The 19,828-nt window shown below is 58.3% G+C and carries 15 protein-coding genes; 4 read left to right on the top strand and 11 right to left on the bottom strand.

Annotation, left to right across the window (positions count from 1 at the left end):
• Nucleotides 1-100: 100 nt before the first annotated feature.
• Both pyrF and mutS read right to left on the bottom strand, forming a co-directional pair.
• The gene (pyrF, locus tag LOC68_RS08915) at nt 101-1,015 is read right to left on the bottom strand and encodes an orotidine-5'-phosphate decarboxylase (RefSeq protein WP_230217851.1); all 915 of its coding nucleotides are present in this window, start codon (nt 1,013-1,015) and stop codon (nt 101-103) included.
• Nucleotides 1,008-3,629, bottom strand: a complete 2,622-nt coding sequence (gene mutS, locus LOC68_RS08910) for a DNA mismatch repair protein MutS (RefSeq protein WP_230217849.1) — start codon at nt 3,627-3,629, stop codon at nt 1,008-1,010. The genes pyrF and mutS overlap by 8 nt, the downstream gene beginning before the upstream one ends.
• Nucleotides 3,630-3,836: 207 nt before the next feature.
• Here mutS and LOC68_RS08905 point away from each other — a divergent pair, with 207 nt between their 5' ends.
• Both LOC68_RS08905 and LOC68_RS08900 read left to right on the top strand, forming a co-directional pair.
• Complete coding sequence (locus LOC68_RS08905) at nt 3,837-4,280, top strand: hypothetical protein (protein WP_230217847.1); 444 nt, start codon at nt 3,837-3,839, stop codon at nt 4,278-4,280.
• 138 nt (nt 4,281-4,418) lie between these two features.
• Nucleotides 4,419-5,216, top strand: coding sequence for a hypothetical protein (locus LOC68_RS08900; RefSeq protein WP_230217845.1), 798 nt, complete (start codon nt 4,419-4,421; stop codon nt 5,214-5,216).
• A 484-nt stretch (nt 5,217-5,700) separates the two neighbouring features.
• Here the strand turns inward: LOC68_RS08900 and LOC68_RS08895 are convergent, their stop codons facing one another.
• From LOC68_RS08895 to LOC68_RS08860, 8 genes are all read right to left on the bottom strand, one after another.
• On the bottom strand, nt 5,701-6,597 hold the full coding sequence (locus LOC68_RS08895; RefSeq protein ID WP_230217844.1) for an alpha/beta hydrolase: 897 nt from the start codon (nt 6,595-6,597) through the stop codon (nt 5,701-5,703).
• A gap of 167 nt (nt 6,598-6,764) precedes the next feature.
• Nucleotides 6,765-8,672, bottom strand: a complete 1,908-nt coding sequence (locus tag LOC68_RS08890; RefSeq protein WP_230217842.1) for a redoxin domain-containing protein — start codon at nt 8,670-8,672, stop codon at nt 6,765-6,767.
• Between the two features lie 303 nt (nt 8,673-8,975).
• Entirely contained in the window at nt 8,976-9,434 is a 459-nt protein-coding gene (ndk, locus tag LOC68_RS08885; protein WP_230217840.1) for a nucleoside-diphosphate kinase, read from the bottom strand.
• A gap of 143 nt (nt 9,435-9,577) precedes the next feature.
• Entirely contained in the window at nt 9,578-10,321 is a 744-nt protein-coding gene (locus tag LOC68_RS08880) for a response regulator (RefSeq protein ID WP_230217838.1), read from the bottom strand.
• Between the two features lie 74 nt (nt 10,322-10,395).
• Nucleotides 10,396-11,061, bottom strand: a complete 666-nt coding sequence (gene phoU, locus LOC68_RS08875; protein ID WP_230217836.1) for a phosphate signaling complex protein PhoU — start codon at nt 11,059-11,061, stop codon at nt 10,396-10,398.
• Nucleotides 11,062-11,190: 129 nt separating this feature from the next.
• Nucleotides 11,191-12,957: a sensor histidine kinase gene (locus LOC68_RS08870; RefSeq protein WP_230217834.1), complete on the bottom strand. Its 1,767-nt coding sequence runs from the start codon at nt 12,955-12,957 to the stop codon at nt 11,191-11,193.
• A gap of 208 nt (nt 12,958-13,165) precedes the next feature.
• Nucleotides 13,166-14,554, bottom strand: a complete 1,389-nt coding sequence (locus tag LOC68_RS08865; protein ID WP_230217832.1) for a Gfo/Idh/MocA family protein — start codon at nt 14,552-14,554, stop codon at nt 13,166-13,168.
• Nucleotides 14,555-15,889: 1,335 nt separating this feature from the next.
• The gene (locus LOC68_RS08860) at nt 15,890-16,387 is read right to left on the bottom strand and encodes a DUF4240 domain-containing protein (RefSeq protein ID WP_230217830.1); all 498 of its coding nucleotides are present in this window, start codon (nt 16,385-16,387) and stop codon (nt 15,890-15,892) included.
• A 669-nt stretch (nt 16,388-17,056) separates the two neighbouring features.
• Between LOC68_RS08860 and LOC68_RS08855 the strand changes: the two genes are divergently transcribed.
• Both LOC68_RS08855 and LOC68_RS08850 read left to right on the top strand, forming a co-directional pair.
• The gene (locus tag LOC68_RS08855; protein WP_230217828.1) at nt 17,057-17,944 is read left to right on the top strand and encodes a hypothetical protein; all 888 of its coding nucleotides are present in this window, start codon (nt 17,057-17,059) and stop codon (nt 17,942-17,944) included.
• Between the two features lie 107 nt (nt 17,945-18,051).
• Nucleotides 18,052-18,492, top strand: coding sequence for a hypothetical protein (locus LOC68_RS08850; protein WP_230217826.1), 441 nt, complete (start codon nt 18,052-18,054; stop codon nt 18,490-18,492).
• A gap of 794 nt (nt 18,493-19,286) precedes the next feature.
• On the opposite strand, the gene LOC68_RS08845 is transcribed toward LOC68_RS08850, so the two are convergent.
• Complete coding sequence (locus tag LOC68_RS08845) at nt 19,287-19,766, bottom strand: hypothetical protein (RefSeq protein ID WP_230217824.1); 480 nt, start codon at nt 19,764-19,766, stop codon at nt 19,287-19,289.
• Nucleotides 19,767-19,828 lie beyond the last annotated feature (62 nt).

The raw sequence follows: 19,828 nt of genomic DNA, 5'->3' as shown, positions 1-19,828 counted from the left end.
GAACGCGCTAGTGAGTTTCGCCGAGAAGCGGCGAATTCAGCACAACGGGCGGCCCCACAGAATCGGGACCGCACCATCCGATACGATTCAAAGACTAGCCTTAGGCCAATCGCCCGGCAGTCGTTTCGGCGGCCAACGCTGCGATCATGTCGCGCGTCGCGGCCGCGCTGGCGTCTTGCCAACGTGCGGCGCCGTAGGTCGACTTGTACGGCTCTTTCGCGAAGGCGAAGTTGAGCCCGCGCGAGTTGTTGATCAGCCCCCCGAGGCCATCGGCGTCAAACGCCGCGGCGACATCCTTCGGCCCGCCCCCTTGGCTGCCGAAGCCCGGCACCAACAGCCACGCCGACGGCATCACTTCCCGCAGTTCCGAAAGCTGCTCCGGATAGGTCGCTCCCACAACCGCCCCAACGGCGCCATATTGCTGACCCGGCGCTTTCGTCGCCGCGGCGAGCGACTCAACGTGCTCGGCCATCCGTCGATAGATCGTCTTGCCGTCGATCGACAGGTCCTGCAGCGTGCCGCTTCCCGGATTGGAAGTCTTCACGAGCACGAAGATGCCGGAGTCGGTCGCGGTGCATTGATCGACGAACGGCGTCAGGCTGTCGTCACCCAGGTAAGGACTGACCGTCAAGCAATCGGCGCCCCAGGCGCTGACGTCGCCGAGGTAGGCCTTGGCGTACGCTTCGGCGGTGCTGCCGATATCGCCCCGCTTGCAGTCGAGGATCACCAGCAGCCCTTTTTCGCGGGCATAGCTGACCGTCTTCGCCAGCGCCGCCATGCCGAGCGGGCCGAGCTGTTCGTAGAACGCCGCTTGCGGCTTGATCACGGCGACCAGGTCGGCGATCGCGTCGATCAACTCGCACGAGAACTTCTCGAACGCCGCGGCCTGACCGGCCAGCGAGCTGTCAGTTTGCAGCGAGGGAGGAAGTTGCTCAAAGCGGGGATCGATTCCGACCAAGGTCGGAGTCCCTTTTTGCCGGACCGCCGTCGCCAATCGTTCTGCAAAACTAGCCACCGTGAACTCCCTCTTCTTTCAATTCTTTTTTCCAGGCCTGCAACATCTGCAGCGCCTGCAGCGGGGTCGTGTCGTCGACGTCGACCTCACGCAGCTTCTCTAGCAGCGGATGCTCGTGCGGACCGAACAGGCTCAGCTGCAGGTCGCTTTTCGGGCGCCGATCCTTCTTGACGGCGATCTTCGCGTTGCCGCTGCCGTCGAGATGCTCTGATTCTAGCTGATTCAAAATCTGCTTGGCCCGCTCGTTCACTTCGCGCGGAACGCCGGCCAAACGAGCGACATAGATGCCGTAGCTCTTGTCGGCGGCGCCGGAGACGATCTTATGCAGGAAGATCACCTTGTCGTCCCACTCTTTGACCGCCACGTTCAAGTTGATGACGCCGGAGAGCGAACTCTTTAGGTCGGTCAGCTCGTGATAGTGGGTCGCAAACAGCGTGCGGCAGCCGATCTTATCGTGCAGGTACTCGACGATCGACCAGGCGAGCGAAACGCCGTCGTAGGTGCTCGTCCCGCGGCCGATTTCGTCGAGGATCACCAGGCTGCGATCGGTCGCCGTGTTCAAGATGCGAGCCGTCTCGGTCATTTCGACCATGAAGGTACTTTGCCCGCGCGACAACTCATCGCTGGCGCCAACCCGGGCGAAGATCCGATCGACGATCCCCAGCTGCGCTTCACGAGCCGGAACGAAACTTCCCATCTGCGCCATCAGCGAGATGAGGGCCACCTGGCGAATGTAGGTGCTCTTACCGGCCATGTTCGGGCCGGTGATCAGGCCGATGAAGCCGGACTCGTTGTCGAGCTGCGCGTCGTTCGGAACGAAGCCCCCTTCGATCTCTTTCAGATCGAGGACCGGGTGACGACCGTCGAGGATCCGCAGCACCGACGACTCGCCGACCTGCGGACGGCAATAGTTGCGTTCGCGGGCCAGTTCGGCGAGCGACAACAAACAGTCCAAGTTCGCCAGCACGTCGGCGGTTTGTTGAATTCGTTTGGCGTCGGCCTGAACGGCGTCGCGCAGTTGGACGAAGAGGTCGTACTCCAGGTCCTTCGCCTTTTCGTCGGCCGAGAGGACCTTCTCTTCGTACTCTTTCAGCTCCGGCGTGACGTAACGCTCGGCGTTCTTCAGCGTCTGTTTGCGGATGTAGTCGACCGGGATCCGCTCGCGGTTGACGTTGGTCACTTCCAGGTAGTACCCGAACACCTTGTTGAAGCCGACCTTCAAGTTGGCGATGCCGCTCCGCTCGATCTCTTTCTTCTGGTACTCGGCGATCCACTGCTTGCCGCCGGCCGCCAAACCGCGGAGGTGATCGAGGTCAGAATGAAAACCGTTGCGGATGACGCCCCCATCACGCGGCGAGATCGGCAAGCTCTCATCGAGGGCCGCGCTCAGTTGCGCACGGATCTCGGGGCAAAGATCGAGCCGTTCCTCCAGCACCCGCAACATGCTGCTGCGGCGCGAGGTGATCTTCGCTTTGATATGGGGCAAACGCTCGAGCGTCCGGCAGATGTAACCCAAATCGCGGGGCGAAGCGCGACCGGTCATCACGCGGGCCAGCAAACGCTCCAGGTCGTAAACGTCCTTTAAGCTCTCACGCAGATCACGGGCCAGCGCCGGCTCTTGCACCAACTCTTCAACCCCGTCCAAACGGCGCTGAATCTCTTCCAGATCGGTCAGCGGGTTCGAGAGCCAATCGCCGAGGAGTCGGCCTCCCATCACCGTCACGCAGCGATCAATCGCGCCGAGCAGCGATCCGTCGCGGCGACCATCACGCATCGTGCGGGTCAGTTCCAGCGAACGGCGGGTCGCCTCGTCGATTTCGAGGGTCGAGTTGGCGCGATACGGCGTCAGACGCTCGATATGGTGAAGCGAAGTCCGCTGCGTTTCTTCGAGGTATTCAAGGACCGCCCCGGCCGCACAAACGGCCAATTGATCCTCATCCCCGAAGCCGAACCCTTCCAAGGTTGTGGTCTCGAACTGCCGCTTCAGCACTTCCCGGGCGCCATCCTTCCCAAACGCCCAAGCTGGGCGATAGGTCAGCAGGATCGCCTCGTGCAGGTGTGACGGAACGACATTCGACTCTTCCGGAACAAGACATTCCGACGGAGCGATGCGGGCCAACTGATCGCCGAGACGGCCGGTCGGAAAAACCCCAGCAAAAAAGCGGCCGGTCGACATCTCGACCCAGGCAACGCCCACCTCGGCGGCGGTTTCCTTTTTGCCCGGCAGCGCAACCGCGGCCAGATAGTTGCTTTCCCGCGGCTCGAGCAGCGCGTCGTCGGTTAGGGTCCCCGGCGTGACGATCCGCGTGATCTCGCGACGGACGATCCCCTTCGCCTCTTTGGGATTCTCGACCTGATCGCAGATCGCTACCCGATAGCCCAGATTGATCAGCTTGCCGAGATAGTTGTCGAGCTGATGATGCGGAAAGCCGGCCATCGGGGTGGCGTTTTCCCCTTTGTCGCGGCTAGTGAGGGTCATCCCCAACACCCGCGCAGCAGTTTTCGCATCGTCATTAAACAGTTCGTAGAAGTCCCCCATCCGGAAGAAGAGGATCGCGTCGCCGCAAACTCCCTTCGCTTCGAGGTACTGCTGCATCATCGGGGTGACGTTCATCGCGACAATTTATCACGATGCGAAGCAGCCATGAAGGGGCGAGCAGGGAAAGAAATTAAAGCGAAATTTGAGGGTTTGGGAAGAGTTGCGGGAATCCCCCGGATTTGGGTCTGATTCGTCACGCGACACCCTGCGTGAAATCGGCGACGGAGAATAGCCAAGTATAATCAAGTCTGCCGCCGCACTAATCTGGGGGATCTTTTCTCGATGTACGACGAGTCCGATCTCGAAATAGTCGATCCGCTGGAACATATCCGCGAGCGTCCCGAGATGTATCTCGCCGGCGGAGACACCAGCGCCACGGCGCTCGCCAATCGGTTGCTGCTCGATCTGCAAACGATGCCGGGGGCCCTCGTCATTTGCCAACAGATTGGCGATTGGACGATCTTAGGAAGCGACCGCAACTGGACGGAGGATGTCGCCGAGCCGCGCGAAGTTTTCGAGCGGGTGGTTTCCTATCGCCGAAACGATCAAACCGGCTTTCACGCCGAAGTGTTACTCGCGGCGCTCGCCAGCAATATCGCCCTGTTCGCGGGCGATGGTTTTGAATCGATTCAGGGAGATGCGAAAGTTCCGACAGAAGTACTAGAATTTCCTAGCCGGTATCCGGAATTGGTCCGGTGCATCGCTTTTACAAGAGAGCAGAGTTGAGTTTGCTGCGGTCGCGCCAAAACTAGAGCACGCCAGCAATCCGTCAAATCAGAGCCCTGTTCGACTCTCCGCTACAGCTGAATGATATCTCCATCGCCAATCGAAACGCCTCCCAAGCTCCCGCCGCGTATCGGCGCAATGATCGTCGCGATTGTGATCCTATCCATCTGGCTTCTTCTACCGCAAACGCCGCTGTTTCAGGTCTCGGCTTTTGCGCAAGTCGGCTTCGTCGCTTTCCTCTTCTGTTTCGCTCGGATCAACTTCTGGCTGAAGTGGGGCATGCTCTTTGCGGCGATTTCGACCTGGAACTTACTTTCTCCCAACACTTATTCCTGCGCGACGCCTGGGGATCCACATAACCATTGGCTCGCCAAGTTGCTGCTGATGTCGATCATCGCCAATTACACCGCCGTCGCCATTATTTGCGTAGTTCGCCAAGCGAAGTGGTCGTGGTGGAAGTTTTCGATCTGGCAACTGGTCGCCATGGTCGCCGGCGTCGCAATCACCCTGGCCTGCTACAAGGAGTCGTTTCTTGCCGGAATGGACAAGCTCTTTCTTGAATTGAACCGACCTAGCCCCGAGTGGAGCGACGACTACCGCCAACGTTACGTCGCGTTGCTCATCGATTGCTGGGCGTTTCCCGCAACAAGCGCCTTTGGCTTTGCCGCGGTTGGTTTGCCGCTATGCGTTAAAGACCGGCAGCGGCGATCGTACGTTACGGCGGTTTGTCTCGGCGCGGCGGTCTGGGCTCCGCTGTTGCGAGTGGTCGCAAACTATCTGATCGGGCGACAACTCGACAGTGGACTTGCCGATTCTTACGGGATGCAGGCCTTGATCCTGGGCTTGTTCGCCATGCAGCTATACGGGCTCAACTTCGCCCTTCGATCCAATGGGATATGCTGGCTATATCAGATCGATGAACAGGAAGTCAGATAGTAGGTGCGTTTGTACCAATAAACGGAAACGCCCTCACCTACATGCTCCGACGCGAACCACGCCGAGGGTTGACTCAGCAACTCCTCGCTGGCATCTCTCCGCACATCAACGCATACCCGTTTCCCGTATCGCGTTTCCCAATTGCCAAACGCAATCTGAACGCCGCGAATATCGCGATGGGAGCGGGGAGCCAGCCACGAATCTTTTAGTAGCGGCGATGTCGCCTTCACGCAATCCTTCGCCAAACGCTCCACCAGCGCCGGGATCAACCTATTCACTGGAACATAGATCCAAACGATGAGAAACGTCCCGCCGACGTCGGGACGACATGGCAGGTCGAAGACATGACGCTCTGGCGAATCCTCTGTGGAAGAACAGGCCAGTTTGTCGAGCAGGCGTTTTGCCGGCAAACACTCGTCCACGGTCGTATCTTTCGGTATGGTGCGTACGGACGCACCTTACCAAAGAATCGTCGATTCCGCCGCTAATTGGTCGCAGGAACCGCCTTCAACTCACGCTCGAAGAACTCGATCGATTTCGCCAGCGCTCGCAGCGCCGTGTTTGGGCCGAAGCCGTGACCATCTTTTTCGTAGAGGACGAACTCCGAAAAACTGCCGGCTTTGGTGAGGGCGTCGTGCAGCGCTTTCGTCTGTTCTGGCGGGACGAGTTGGTCTTCTCCTCCTTGCAGGATCAGGAAGCTGGCGCTCTCGTCGTCGACATGCAGCGTTGGGGAAGCAGCCTTCTGGTTTTCCTCGTTTCCTTTGCCGAGGAAGTTGTCGATCATCCCCTGCACGGCGACGTTCGCTTTGATCTCGTACTTCGTCCAATCCTTCGTCAGGTCTCCGGGGCCGTAGATGTTGACGACCGCTTGGACGCGGGTCGACGTTTCGCCTTCTTTTGCGGCGTCGGTGGTGCCGAGGAGCGAGACGAGGTGACCTCCGGCCGAATCGCCGGCGGCGCCCATCTTGGTCGCATCGACGTTCAGCTTCTCGGCGTTCTCACGAATCCAGCAAACGGCCTGACGGCAATCGTCAATCGCGGCGGGCCATTGGTTGACGAACTTGCCGTTGCCGGCATCTTTGACCAAACGATAGCTGATGCTGACGGCGACGAAGCCGCGGTTGGCCAGCGCATTTCCGAGGGCGACTTCAGCCCCTGCCGTCTTGTTGCCGCCGCGCCACCCCCCTCCATGAATCAACAAGACGACCGGCCGCGGCTCGTCCGACTCTTCGGCCGGCGAGTAAACGTCAGCGAGCAACTTCAAGTCGCCGACCGTGCCGTAGACGACGTCCCGTTCGATTTTTGGCAACTCGGCCGACAGCGGCGCCACAAGGAAGACCAACAAGGCGAACAACGCTGGAACCGAAATCTTGCGCAGCATGACGGGGCCTTTGTGAGAAGCTTGGGGAGGGTGCGTCTGGACGCGCCGGGGATGGGCATGAGGTGCAAAGCATGGTAGTGCAATTAAAGAGGCAATTGCGTTACCACGCGAATCGATACCTTAAGATTCTAGCAGGGCGTGGTGCGTCCAGACGCACCCTACCTTGTCTATTTCGATAATTTCAGCTGTCCGCTGGGGTAGGCCATTTTCAGCCGCAGACGAGCCGCCGCGCGGTCGATTCCTTCGCGGGTCAGTCGGTCGACGACCATCGGCTCGATCACTTCTTTCTTCTCCGTCGTCACCAGGAAGAAGCAGTAGAGCATCTCGTCGTTCGTTTCTTCTCCCCAGGTAACGCGCTGCGGCGGCGAACTGGGGTTCGACGGATTGTTCTCGGAGTTGTCGTAAGTCGCTTCCGAGACGATCCGGGTTCCCTTCGGCAGGAAGAATGGCTCAGCGTAGACGTATTCGTCTTGCCAGTTGAAGTCCCACTGCGGCATGTGGAGCAGATCGCGAGTCGTACCGTCAGGCAACTCGGCGACCACGTTCATCGTCTGTCCCAACAAGTGCATGTGGGGAATGATGCTGAGCATCGTCACGTCTTCGGTCAGCGTGTAGACCGCTTTCAACTTGTAGTCGCTTTCGCCAGGCGGAATGTCATGCAGAAAGGAAGATGTCCACAGGGCGAACGCCTCTTGCTTCGGCTTGTCGACGAAGTAGATGCCGACCTTCGAGCGATCTTTCTCGACTTTGCCGCTCGGATGGTAATGAATCTGCATCACCAGGTCCGAGCCCTTGCCGAGCAAGCGTCCCAAACCTTCCGGCAACTTGCGCGGCGTTTTGCCCGGCGACCAACCGCCGATGCTGCCGGTCGGCAAAAAGCCGGGGCCCCCGAAGGTGCCGTAGCCTGGCTCTGGAGTCTTAGCGTCGAGCTTCCGCGCGGCGCCGTTTTTGTCGAGGTAAAGGAGCGAGTGATGGACGACGCTCGCGGCGCCCGGCTTGAACTCGACGGTCGCGACATACTTGTCTTCCGGCACATCGAGCGGAATCACAAAGTTCTGATAGAGGTCAGGGCCGTCGGCCGGCACTTCAAACTCGATCGGCATCTCGACGATCAAGTCAGGCTCGCCCAAGTACCAACCTTCCGGAAACTTCGGCAGTTCCGGCATGTCGGCCGGGTCCCCTTTCGCTCGATCGGCGGCGACCCACGCTTTGAGCGTTTCGATCTGCTTGTCGGTCAGGGTCCGCTGCCCTTCAAACTCGCCGTGACGCTCAGCCACTTTCCAGGGAGGCATCAGCCGCGACTCGCAGACCCGTGAAATTTGGCGAGCCCGCTTGGCGGCGTCTTCGTAGGTGACCAGCGAGAAGGGACCAACCTCCCCTTCGCGATGACATTGCACGCAGTTGGCGAAAAGAATCGGCGCTACGTCGCGGGTATAGGTGACGTCGGCCGCTTCGCCTGGCAGCGGAGCGTATGATTCGTAGAAGCAGCCGACCGCTTCGGTCTTCGCTTCCTTGACCGGCTGACCGGCGACGACCGCGGCGACGGCGTCTTCCAGCGTATGCTCGGTCGCTTCGGGACGTTTGCGACCGATCTCGCGATACATATCGTCGATCCGGCCGCGATAGACCAGTTGGCCTTCGCTATCGAGCACAAACGCTTCCGGAACAAACTTGGTTTGGAAACGCTTGCCGAGCTCGCCATCGCGATCGATCAGGATCGGCAGATCGACCGAGAACTCTTGGGCGAACTTGCGGACCTCGGCCGGAGTATCGGTGACGTCGGCCCAGACGGCGGTCAGCGAGACCGGGCTATCGGGCGTGTTCCACTTTTTGTCGAGCCGACCAAGGAGCGGAAAGTAGCTGCGGGAGATTGGGCACTCGCCGGTGACGAAGACGAAGACGCGGGCCTGCTTCTTTTTGGAGACGGTCGCCAGCGGATGGATCTGGCCGGTCGCGTCAAGCAGCGAGATGTTTTCGGCCAGCGGCTTGCTGGGATTCGGCTCGGCCGCGTGTAAGCTCACCCAAGAGAGAGAAAGCGACAACAAAGCGGCGATGGCAATTCGATCCGTGTTCAAGATCTTCACTCCGTTAGGCGACCGGCGAAACCTGCACCCAGCAGCTTGCTCCACCCAGTCGGCACGTAATCTATCGTTCACTATAGACGTACCCAGCCCCCTGGGGCAAAGGTTGCGTAGCGAAGCGAATTTCCTAGAGATTCTCCCATTTCGCGGCGGCGGCCGGAACTAGGAGCAAAGAGGGGCGGCCCGCCTAAGGATTTTTACGAGCCTGGAGTCCCCAACAGGCCAAGAAACGAAAACGGCGTCCCGACCTGTCAGGACGCCGCATCGCTGTTTTGGGGCGAGTTTATCGCGACGAGATTACTCGTCGTCGGCTCGCAGCCACGGGGTCAGGCTGAGCGTGCAGTCGCACAGTTCGGCGTCCGTGAAGTAGAGTTTGATCTCGCGGGCGGCCGCTTCGGGGCCGTCGGAGGCGTGAACCAGGTTCATCTGGCGGCTGCTGCTGAAGTCGCCGCGGATCGTGCCGGCGGCCGCTTTCAGACCGCTGGTCGCGCCCAGGATGTCGCGGATCACGCGGATCGCTTCCAGACCTTCCAGCACCATCGCCACGACCGGCGACGCGGTGATGAACGCTTCCAGGCCGGGGTAGAACGGCTTGGCGACATGTTCGGCGTAGTGCTGTTTGGCCAGATCCGGGGTGATCTGCATCAGTTTCATGCCGACGATGTTCAGCCCTTTGTCTTCAAAGCGGCTGATGATCCGGCCGATCAGACGGCGCTGGACGCAGTCGGGTTTCAGGAGAATGAGCGAGCGTTCCATATCTATTTAATCTCAAAAGGGTTAGCTGAACCGAGCGATTTTAGAAAATCCTCGCATTCGGCTCAACCGCGGTAAGGGGCGATAGAAAGAAAATAGGCCAGCTTTGCGGGCTGGCCTATCGCTCTTTTGGGCTCATTTTCGCCTTAGTGCTGGACGGCGTGGTCGATGTCGGCATCGTCGGTGGTGTCAGTGACGGCCCCCGGATCGCGGAAGCGGTAGCCGACGCCGCGAACCGTTTCGATCAGTTCCGCTTCGTCCGCCATCTTGCGACGCAGGGCGCGAATGTGGACGTCGATCGTTCGTTCCATCACGACGGTATCTTCGCCGAGGGCGGCATCGATCAGCTCCGAGCGTTCAAAGACGCGGCCCGGCTGACGGGTCAGCGTTTCGAGCAAGCGGAATTCGCTGCGGGTCAGTTGCAGCGGACGACCGCTGGCGGTCGCACGGTGACGGCGACGATCGATCGTGATCCCTTGGCTGGCGATCACGTCGTCGTGCGAGTTGTCGGCGCCACGCTTGCGGCGAACGAGGGCTTTGATTCGTTCCAGCAGAACCTTCACGCTGAACGGCTTGGTGACGTAGTCGTCGGCGCCGAGCGAGAAGCCGATCAACTGATCCGACTCTTCCGACTTGGCGGTCAGCATCAGGATCATCATATCTTTGGTCGACGCATCGGCTCGCAGTCGGCGGCAAACTTCGTGGCCGTCGATCACCGGCAGCATCAGGTCGAGAATGACCAGGTCAGGGGTTTTGATCTGAGCCTGGGTCAGTCCGTCTTGGCCGTCGTACGCCGAGATCACTTCGTATCCGGCTTGACGCACGTTGTACGCCAGGACGTCGGCGAGAGAGCGGTCGTCTTCGACGATAAGAACCTTCAAACGGGCCATCAGTTGTCAATCCTCAACGTTATGTTGCAATAAAGGGCTGTTGCGTATTGGATGCCGTTAGTCGGCTATGCCTGCTAACTCGAAAGTCCCGGCTGATGCCGGACGATTTCGCCTTCGACCAGGTAAATCACGTCTTCCGCGATGTTGCTCGCGTGATCGGCGATCCGCTCGATGTGGCGGCTGGCCGAGAAACAATGCAAGCCCGGTTCGATCTCCGCTTGGGAGGCCTTCATCCGCTCTTGCAACTCATAAATGATTTCGCGATTGAGCGTATCGACGTCGTCGTCCAGATGACGTACGTTCATCGCCGCTTGACTGTCGAGCCCGACGAACGCGTCAAGCGCTCCGGCGACCATCTTGCGCGTGATGTCGACCATCCGCTCCATGCGGCGCGGGATCTCAAAGTTCGGGTATTGGACCAGGCACTTGGCTCGCTCGGCGATGTTGACCGTCAGGTCGCCGATCCGCTCCAAGTCGTTGTTCACTTTCATCACGGTGGCGATGCGACGCAGGTCGACCGCGACCGGCTGGTGAAGGGCCAGCATCTTCAGGCACTCTTCTTCGATCAGCACTTCCTTCTGGTCGGTCAGCTCATCGGCTGCGATTACTTCTTCGGCCAGCGGAAAACTGCGGTTGAACAGCGACTGGATCGATTTCTCGATCATCTCTTCCACAAGCCCGGACAGCGACAGAATCTCTCGATGGAGAGAGTCCAGGTCGCGTTGCAAGTGGCGGCTCATTCGGGGCGATTCCAATCGGGGGGGCCGGCTGTTTAGCCGGGGGGCGTATCTCCTGATGGGTTAAAAATTAACGACGGCCCGTTAAGAACATGTTAACACTAGGTGAGCAACTTCGTTAATTTGTAAAAATCATCCCCGGGGAAGCCGCACGGTAAAGGTACTTCCCTCCCCTACCTGACTTTGCACGGTCACCTCGCCCTCCATCGCCTGGGCGGTATGTTTAACGATCGAGAGCCCCAGCCCCGTTCCTCCCATTTCCCGCGAACGGGCCTTATCGACGCGGTAGAACCGCTCAAAGATCCGCTCGAGCGCCGCCTGCGGGATGCCGATCCCGGTGTCTTTCACCGTGATCGCGACGTGCGAGCCTTCCTCACCCCACGCAACGTCGACCGTTCCCCCTTCGGACGTGTACTTCACCGCGTTGTCGATCAGGTTGCTCAGGATCGTGCGAACCCCTTCCTCGTCCCCCAGCACCGAGATCTCCTCGTCCGGCGGATGGATCCGCAGCGCGATCTGACGTGCGGCGGCGGTATCGCGTTGCGTATGGAGGCACTTCTCGATCACGCCGGCGACCGGCACTTCGGTGATGTCGAACGCTTCCTCGCGCGACTCAATCCGCGCCAAGTGGAGCATATCTTGAATCAGGTCGTTCAGCCGATCGGCCGAGTCCATGATCTGCGATAGGAAGTAGCCGCGGTTCTCGACATCTTCCACGGCGCCCAGTTGTAGCGTCTCGGTATAAGCCCGCACCGCGGCCAGCGGCGTCTTCAATTCGTGCGAGACGCTGCTGACGAACTCGCGGCGCATGTTTTCCAGCCGCCGCAGCTCGGTCACGTCATGCAGCACCATCACCACGCCGGGGCACGGATCGCCCGGCAAGCGATTCGCCTGCAAGCTCAAAATGCGGCGTGGCGTCGTCGATACTTCAAACTCGTGACGATACGGCTCGTCGCTGGCGATCGCCGCGCGGAACGAATCATCGAGCGAGCGGTTACGCGTCAGCTCCAACAGCGGTCGTCCCACCACGTCATCGGCGCGAATCGCGAGCAGCTTCCGCACGGCGCGGTTGGCCAACAGCACGCGCTGCTGGGCGTCGACCGCGATCACCCCTTCCACCATACTGCCGAGCACCGTCTTCAAGCGGTTTGACTCGGCCGTCAGCTGATCGACACGCATGTCGATCGCCGCCTGCATGCGGGTAAACTGCCGCGCAGTATCTCCCAATTCGTCTTCCGCGGCGGCCCAAACATGGCCGGTGTAGTCGCCCCGCTCAACGCCGGCGCAGGCTCTTGTCAGTTGCTGAACCGGAGCGACGACCCGCTCTTCAAACCGCCGCGCGATAAAGTAAGCGCCGGTCAAAATCACCAGCCCAAGCGCCATCGAGCCGACCACCAAATGGTAAGACGCATGCAGTCCGCCGGCTTCGATGTCCTGGCCGACCCGGACGAAGCCGATCGGTTTGCCGTCCGCTTCGAGCGGGAGCACGATGAAGTGAAACGGGCGTCCCGGCAATTGCGGGTCGCTGGTCGCTTCGCCGAATCCGTTCTCCTGCGCCTCCTTGAACTCGGAGAGCCGCAAGACGTTCTCCATCCGCGCGGCGTCTTGCCGCGAATCGATCAACACGTTGCCGTCTTCATTGGCGACGGTGATGTACAGCCCTGACTCTTTCGCTTGCAGCTGAACCAGTTCGTCCAGCTTGGGCGAAGTGAGCGGGAGACCAATCGTCTCCAGTTCGCGGCGAAACAAGCGGGCCGACGTTTGCAACGCATCGAGCTGCCGCAAACGCGAATGCTCCATCCCGTCGAGCAAAAAGAGAGCGATCGCCCCGGTCGTAAACAGGAAGATGATCAGCCCAAGCCAGAAAAAAAGGGCCCAGCCGATTCGAGATTGAAGCATTCCTGAAGAGGCCTTCGTACGTCAGGGGAACAGGGGTACGCCGTCATGCGGATGCGAACCCGCGAAACCGGCGTAATCTCGTAACCTAGTCGGATCTGCCGATATTGAGAAGCCTCTTCACAGGAACTTCTTGTAACCCACAACGTAAAAAAGGGCCCGTTCCGAAGAACGGCCCCTCTTTCATTTTTACTGGACGGCAATCGCCGCATTAAACCTTGACGGTCTTGCCCGGAATCGGCGTCGGGTAGGGCGAACCGTCGACGCGGGTCGGCTTCCCTTCCGGGTTCTGTTGAACCGGAGCTTCGTCCGCCATCGCGGTCAGCTTGTCGAAGTCGGCGAGCGCCTCTTGCGAGTTGAACGCTTCGTCCCAGCTCAGGTTCTTGCCCGAGTAGGTCGCCATACGACCGAAGATCGCGGTCATGGTGCTCATCGCGCCGTATTCCCCTTCGTTCGGGATTTCGCCGCGACGCAGCGCCGCAAACAGGTCGTGGTGCTCTTCCTGGTGACCGTTGCCGCCGCCGTTGCCATAGGCCCAAGCGACTTCGCCGTTCGGCTTGAAGATCTTGGCGCCGCTGATGTCGCAGTAGCCTTTGGTACCGTGAGCATGTTCCGAGACGCTGCTCCAGGTCTTCGGCTGGTGGCGGCAGCAGCTCATCATCTTCGTGCCGCTGCCATGATCGCCGTAGGTGAACTCGATCATGTGGTGGTCGAAGATCTGACCGCTGTCTTTGCCGACGCGAACTTCGCGACCGCCCATGCCTTCGGCCATGGTCGGATAGCCTTGCATCAACCAGTTGATCACGTCCAGGTTGTGGATGTGCTGCTCGACGATATGGTCGCCGCAGAGCCAGTTGAAGTAGTACCAGTTGCGCATTTGGTATTCGAGTTCGGTCTGCTTGGCGTCGCGGGTGTTCATCCAGACGCCGTCATTGTTCCAGTAAGCGCGGGCGAAAATGATGTCGCCGATCGCGCCGTCGTGCAGACGCTTGATCGTTTCGACATAACGCGGCTCATGGTGACGTTGCAGACCGACGGCGACCGCCAGGTTCTTCTGCTTGGCGATTTCGTTGGCGGCCAACACGCGGCGGATCCCCGGGGCGTCGGTCGCGACCGGCTTTTCCATGAAGACGTGCTTGCCGGCGTTGACGGCCGCTTCGAAGTGGAGCGGGCGGAAGCCAGGCGGGGTCGCCAGGATGACCAGGTCGATGTCTTGTTCGAGCACCTTCTTATAAGCGTCGAAACCGACGAACTGACGCTCTTGCGGAACGTCGACTTTGTCGGCATGACGCGAGGTGACGCCGCGCAAGCACGATTGGAGACGATCGCCAAACGCATCGCCCATCGCGATCAGCTTGGTCGGGCCTTCGGTGTTCATCGCCTGCGTCGCAGCGCCGGTACCGCGACCGCCGCAACCAACCAGACCAAGTTTGATCACGTCGCTGCCGAAGACATGCGCCGCACGGGCCAGCGGCAACGAGCCTGCCATCGCGCCGCCGGCGATCAACAGGGAAGAGCTGGTCTTAATGAAATTGCGCCGTGACGACGTCGAGGCGTCGCTGGTTTGTTCGGCGGGTTTCGCGCTGGACTCTTGTGACATGAGGCGGGTATCCTCCGGAATCTTAGAGATAGAAATGCAAGAGGTGAGAATCTTTGGGCAGGAGAGGGAAAATTCCCAAACCCACAGCCTAAACTAGTTTCTCCCACCAATCAATCAGCAGTTACGTAGAAATGCTTCCCCTTGTCTAGTTTTTGCGTAATTGAAAAGCCCCCTTAATCTGGTCAAAACGCCCCAATCGACCCAATTCTCCCTCCGCCGCCCCCAGGAAAGAAGAATTCAACCCATTAGCGGCAAGATCCAGGCCACTGACCGAAACGCCAACGAACACTAACCCGAGGCGCGAGCCGAGGGAATGCGGCCGCAAGATCGGGGAAATGACGAATGCCTAATAACTAATGTCTAAGGAAGCCGGAATCGCCGGGGACGCCCCGTCGGCTCGCTAACCAGGACTGGACCAGATCGCCAATTTTTTTTCACCGGGTGGCCCGTCCGGCTTCCCAAAACCGGGCGGGTCGCGCAGCGACAAGATGCAGCGCCATCCGCGTGTCCAATCGATCAACCACCGCCTGTGAGTGGACTGGACCGCAGCGCATTTTTTTTCTGCCTCCTGGTGACTGGCGCCATGCTCTTATCGTGTCTTCCCGAGAAGAGCATGTCTTCAACCACCGGACTGGACCGCGGCGCATCTTTTTTTCCGTCTCCAAAGCTCGCGTGACTAACAAGGCAAATCTAGCCGCCTCGCATCCTGCCCAGTCCACCCATGATGTGGACCGCTGCGCTCCATTTTTTTGATCCACGGAGTGGACTGGACCGCACGCAATTTTTTTCATCCCCATCAACCAAACGACCGTTCGCCCCCAAACGAACAGTGGACTCGACGGCGCACTTTTTTTCCGGCAGCAATCTGAAGACGTTAAAAACGCTCGCCTGATAAACGGCAGCCTTTCGATGCTTTCGCATCTCTCCTACACCTCCCAGCATGTGGACTGCAGCGTTTCATTTTTTTATGACCGAGTGGACTGGACCGCACTTTTTTTTCATCACGGAAATTGCCAACCGGACCCACACGATTCTTTTGCGCCGAAACGAACAGTGGACTGGACCGCGCATTTTTTTTCGGAGCCCCGTCGGTTGCCACCCGACGCTTTAGGAACCCGCGGCGCTGCCCGCCGCCCGATCTCTCGCAGCGCGACGAACAGCACCCCGCAATCGATCACGAATCCGTGCGCTTTGTCAAGCAAGAATGTTGGGGCCGCGGTTGCGGTGGATGAGTAGCACCGATTGAGCGGCAGAGTGGCACAGACGCCCATCCCTTTTCGGGCGTCACGTATAGCAACTTCGCCCCGGCCCTACGCAACTCCTCTTCGGTTCCAATCAGAATCGAAATCGTTTTGCGAGTTCAGGGTAGAGAGCAGCGACATTCTCTTCGTCGAATAACTCGCCGATCAACGTACGGGGGACAACCGGGGCGATGTCGTAAAAATCGGAATTTCCCGTCTTCTTTTCGTACGCCAGAGCGGCGACGGACCACATCGTTCCGCACTCAACAAAATCGCCTGGTTCGACGCGATCCCCGGCTCGCTCGGGGTTTTCCAATGCCGCCAGATAATAGGCGTGCCCCTGGGTGATGAGCCACCCGAGAAAGTAGTCGAAACCATCGTCAGAACAGCCGCCATTGATGATGTAGGCCGCCGCCCACAAGTCGGACCGAAACGCGTCCCGCACGCATTCGTGAAAGCAGCGGTCAAAGGCGAGAATCTCTTCTGTGTCGAGCGTTGTGACGAGAGCGATCAGCTTACCGAGTTGCTCATCAATACGATCGGTTCCGCGTCTGCTCTGATCGACCATTGTCCAGAACTGTTCTCGATCCATGGCTATTCCTTTGTCGCTTTACATCGTAGGGCGTTAGGACGGGACGGTTCGTACATGCATAAGAACTTCACGGGTAAAGCGACGCTTACTCTCCTTTCCCGGAAAAAACTTAGTGTGGTGGGCGTCGCCCCAGCGTACACTACTACTTCGCTAGAACCACTTCCATCCGAGCGTTTAGATGTTCGTGGCCAATCTAACCGCAAACCAAACTCCCCTTGATGACCCAATGCGCGGGCTTCGAGGGTTCATGACGACGATGTTAATCGCGGCAGGGTGGCACTGTTAACGTTTCTTGCTTCGGGCGCCACTGTCGTCTGCGACAGTGTCTTTTGCCTGCCGGTAGAGCTTCAGTTCAGCACAGTATTGCATTGTGGAGGGGAAGTCAAAAGAATGGCTGGATCGTAATTGCCTGGACGTTTTGCGATACCAACCCCATCGCGTGAACTGGTTGAAGAGCACTGTCGCAGACGACAGTGGCGCCCGAAGAAAGTGATTGGCTAACAGTGCCACCCCGCCGATGTACATTGATCCAGCGGATCCTGATCCTCTCAACAAAACGCTTCGTGGAAAGTTCTCTAGTCACTCCTTCCAGTTCCATCACGATGCCGCCTCGACATTCCAGTTTTGGGTTGGCATTAAACAGAAGACTGGCTTTGGGAGTACGTACCAATGATTCGCGTCCGCATTTCGGACTCCTTTCTCTGTGGGCAAGTTCCTTTGCTTCTATGTCTATGTCTCGGCTGTAGCTCTCCCCTGGAGAGACTGCAAGCTCTTGCGGAAAAGAATGAGCATCTTCACGTTAGAGTGCTGGAGAAGAACGGATTCCGTAACATCACCGTAGGCATTACCGATAAAGCGGCTCTGCCCGAAGCGATGCCGCTACTGCGCGAGATAGAGTTAAACCACTTCACTTTCGGAAATCTTGCGCTGTCCCCCAAGGAATTGGAATTGCTGTCGCAACTCTCCGTCAAAGAGGTGACCTTTACCAATTGCACGACTACTGCGGAGAACTTTGAGGGCATTCCTCTCAACACGACGGTAGAGAAAATCTATTCGTCCCCTTCTGGGTTTGACGACGAGGATTTACGAATTCTGTCGCATTTTAGGAACCTGCGATATCTTCGTTTGCACGGAAATCAGATCCACGGTGATGGCTTGCGTTATCTCAATGGCCTAGATGCATTAGAGGAAATCGTACTTACTTTTTGCCCAATTACGGACGAAGGTCTGAAAAACCTACCAAGGTTGCCCCGGTTAGAGTCAATCAACTTAAATCAGACGCAAGTGACGGCAAGAGGCTTGCGACATCTCGTCGATTTCACGTCCCTAAAGAAGGTTTATGACCCAGGACTACTTTCGAGCGAGGGGCTCGAACTGCATCGGCTTCATCTCGAAGCCCGCAAAGCTGCGCGTGAACAGGGCAAGAAAGTTCCCACCGACGACGTCGTCCCGTATGACGGCTACGCCAACATGTCGGAAAAGGACCGATACTATCACGATGAGAGCATGAACAGAGACCGAAAAAGAAACCTTGAACGTCAGCCTCCAGGACAGTAAGCAGATGCGATTCTCGCTCAAGTGGATGTTTGTCGGCATTCTAGCGATGGCCGCTGTATTCGCTTCGGCTAGTCACTTCCGAAGCGCGAAGCGACAAGGACGTTTACGTGGAATACCTCGGTCTTTCCGAGGAAGAGGTTGAAAATCGGTTGATCGCGATTCTCAAAGATGAAGGCTTCGACGAAGTTGCTGGCTGGGATCCAACGCTTTCGCCGATCGCTGCGGAACCTCCCTCGCGTGGCGGCGGAGAGAAGGAAGTCTTTGTGCTCCCGGATCGCTATTTTGAAAAAGAGATTGCTGGCGGAAAGATCGGGTGTGCACTCGGAGTTGATCTCGACTATTTCAACAAAGGCGCCTGTCAATGTCGGACTCGTAGCTATTTGTCGGGCCGAGTCGCCTATTGGCGATGGGCGCCACTGGATAAGCGGATCGAACCGGCGAATGAGGTGGGCCAAATTGGCAGAGTAATTTTTGCGCATCACCTGATTGCATTGAAGGAGACGTCCGAGTTCCTACTCGGCGACAAGACAAATGAAAAAAAGTTATAATGAGCCAGCTGTGCCGTGATCGCCAATCAGCGCAACTTCAAGGTCCGCCAGTTTGTGAAGCTCCGCGAGGCGACCAATTAATCCTCAGCGGCGAGCGGCTGAAGAAGCTTTCAAAGGCGGTGAATCCATGGCGTGAAGAAAAGGGGACGGGGGTCTTTTTAAGTCGTGCTCGGAAATGCCCCCCGTCCCCTTTTCTTACTTCAATGGACAAAGCTTTGTTCGGCGCGGGCCTTGGCGCCGCGCACCCTCCCGTTCACCGCATCGCCAGAACAAAGATGACGCCTGACGTGGCGATCGCCGCCGTGTAACCGATCCAGCAAGCCGGGCGAAGCCAATAGGTCGTTCGCGTCCCCTTGCTGCAGTCTTCGGTCACCTGTGCGACGCCAACGCACGCGATATTCCAGAAAAGTCAACCCCGGCGATCATGTAGATCGCGATCAAAATCGCACTCTCGAAGCCTGCATCCATCCGGTCCGGACCTGCCCGCCGTCCCCAAACGTCGCTGCGCCGGCGAAGCGCAACATCTTTGCACCCAACAACACCGACGCACCTTCACGAGTGAACGCAAAGCGCAGACGCCGTAAATAAATAAGCGGATTCCGACGAGACAAACGGACGGGAAAAATCCCGCATTTCGCGAAGGGAGCAGTATTAGTGGAGCGGCGGTGCTGAAATGGGCCTAGCCAGTCCCGACAAAACTATAAAAGCTCCCCTAACGAAAGGGTGCTGTGGCGCAAGTCCAACAGGGATTTCGCCACAGCCCTGGTTACCAATCTAACACTATAGATAACACACTAAAACGAATCTAATACCTGACCGGCCGTTGCGGCATCGATCGCGAGTGGAAAACCGCTCGCCTTGATGGATGTGTAATCTATTTTCAAGTCAATACTACCATCTTGATTCTTCAATGCATTGTATCCAATCCTAACCAACTCACCAGCAACAATCACCCACACGCCGGCAACGCCGCACCCAGATGCGGTTAGCGCTCCACCAATCGCTCGCGTTGCCTCGGAAACTCCTTGAGTTATCTGTACAGCGACACTCTGCCCCAAGTGAACTTCAGCATTCTTTCGATAGCAAGAATTGGTTAAATCATTTCTCGCTCTGTCGAGATGAACTTTCGTTCCAGTAGAACCGTCCTCCCAGTATTTGTCGGGACATTGCACGTCAGGACTGGGAGCGTTTGAGGCATTCAAGATCATCTGTTCGAGTCGATCGACCCGCTCTATTAACGCCTGAATATCTTTGCCAATCTGATAATCCATCATGAGTTCCTTGCGATATCTTTCCCCGAGTTTTCTATCGAGAATTGAGCAAAATCAGTTAATCG

Origin of the sequence: Blastopirellula sediminis (assembly GCF_020966755.1) — a bacterium.
Classification (GTDB): domain Bacteria; phylum Planctomycetota; class Planctomycetia; order Pirellulales; family Pirellulaceae; genus Blastopirellula; species Blastopirellula sediminis.
The sequence above is the reverse complement of the archived record's forward strand: the minus strand, read 5'-3'. Positions and strand labels throughout refer to the sequence as shown.

What these genes read in the sequence shown, in the direction of transcription:
- mutS (WP_230217849.1), bottom strand. Translation starts at nt 3,629, where the DNA reads ATGAACGTCACCCCGATGATGCAGCAGTACCTCGAAGCGAAGGGAGTT.
- LOC68_RS08905 (WP_230217847.1), top strand. Translation starts at nt 3,837, where the DNA reads ATGTACGACGAGTCCGATCTCGAAATAGTCGATCCGCTGGAACATATC.
- LOC68_RS08900 (WP_230217845.1), top strand. Translation starts at nt 4,419, where the DNA reads ATGATCGTCGCGATTGTGATCCTATCCATCTGGCTTCTTCTACCGCAA.
- LOC68_RS08895 (WP_230217844.1), bottom strand. Translation starts at nt 6,597, where the DNA reads ATGCTGCGCAAGATTTCGGTTCCAGCGTTGTTCGCCTTGTTGGTCTTC.
- ndk (WP_230217840.1), bottom strand. Translation starts at nt 9,434, where the DNA reads ATGGAACGCTCGCTCATTCTCCTGAAACCCGACTGCGTCCAGCGCCGT.
- LOC68_RS08880 (WP_230217838.1), bottom strand. Translation starts at nt 10,321, where the DNA reads ATGGCCCGTTTGAAGGTTCTTATCGTCGAAGACGACCGCTCTCTCGCC.
- phoU (WP_230217836.1), bottom strand. Translation starts at nt 11,061, where the DNA reads ATGAGCCGCCACTTGCAACGCGACCTGGACTCTCTCCATCGAGAGATT.
- LOC68_RS08870 (WP_230217834.1), bottom strand. Translation starts at nt 12,957, where the DNA reads ATGCTTCAATCTCGAATCGGCTGGGCCCTTTTTTTCTGGCTTGGGCTG.
- LOC68_RS08865 (WP_230217832.1), bottom strand. Translation starts at nt 14,554, where the DNA reads ATGTCACAAGAGTCCAGCGCGAAACCCGCCGAACAAACCAGCGACGCC.
- LOC68_RS08860 (WP_230217830.1), bottom strand. Translation starts at nt 16,387, where the DNA reads ATGGATCGAGAACAGTTCTGGACAATGGTCGATCAGAGCAGACGCGGA.
- LOC68_RS08855 (WP_230217828.1), top strand. Translation starts at nt 17,057, where the DNA reads ATGATTCGCGTCCGCATTTCGGACTCCTTTCTCTGTGGGCAAGTTCCT.
- LOC68_RS08845 (WP_230217824.1), bottom strand. Translation starts at nt 19,766, where the DNA reads ATGATGGATTATCAGATTGGCAAAGATATTCAGGCGTTAATAGAGCGG.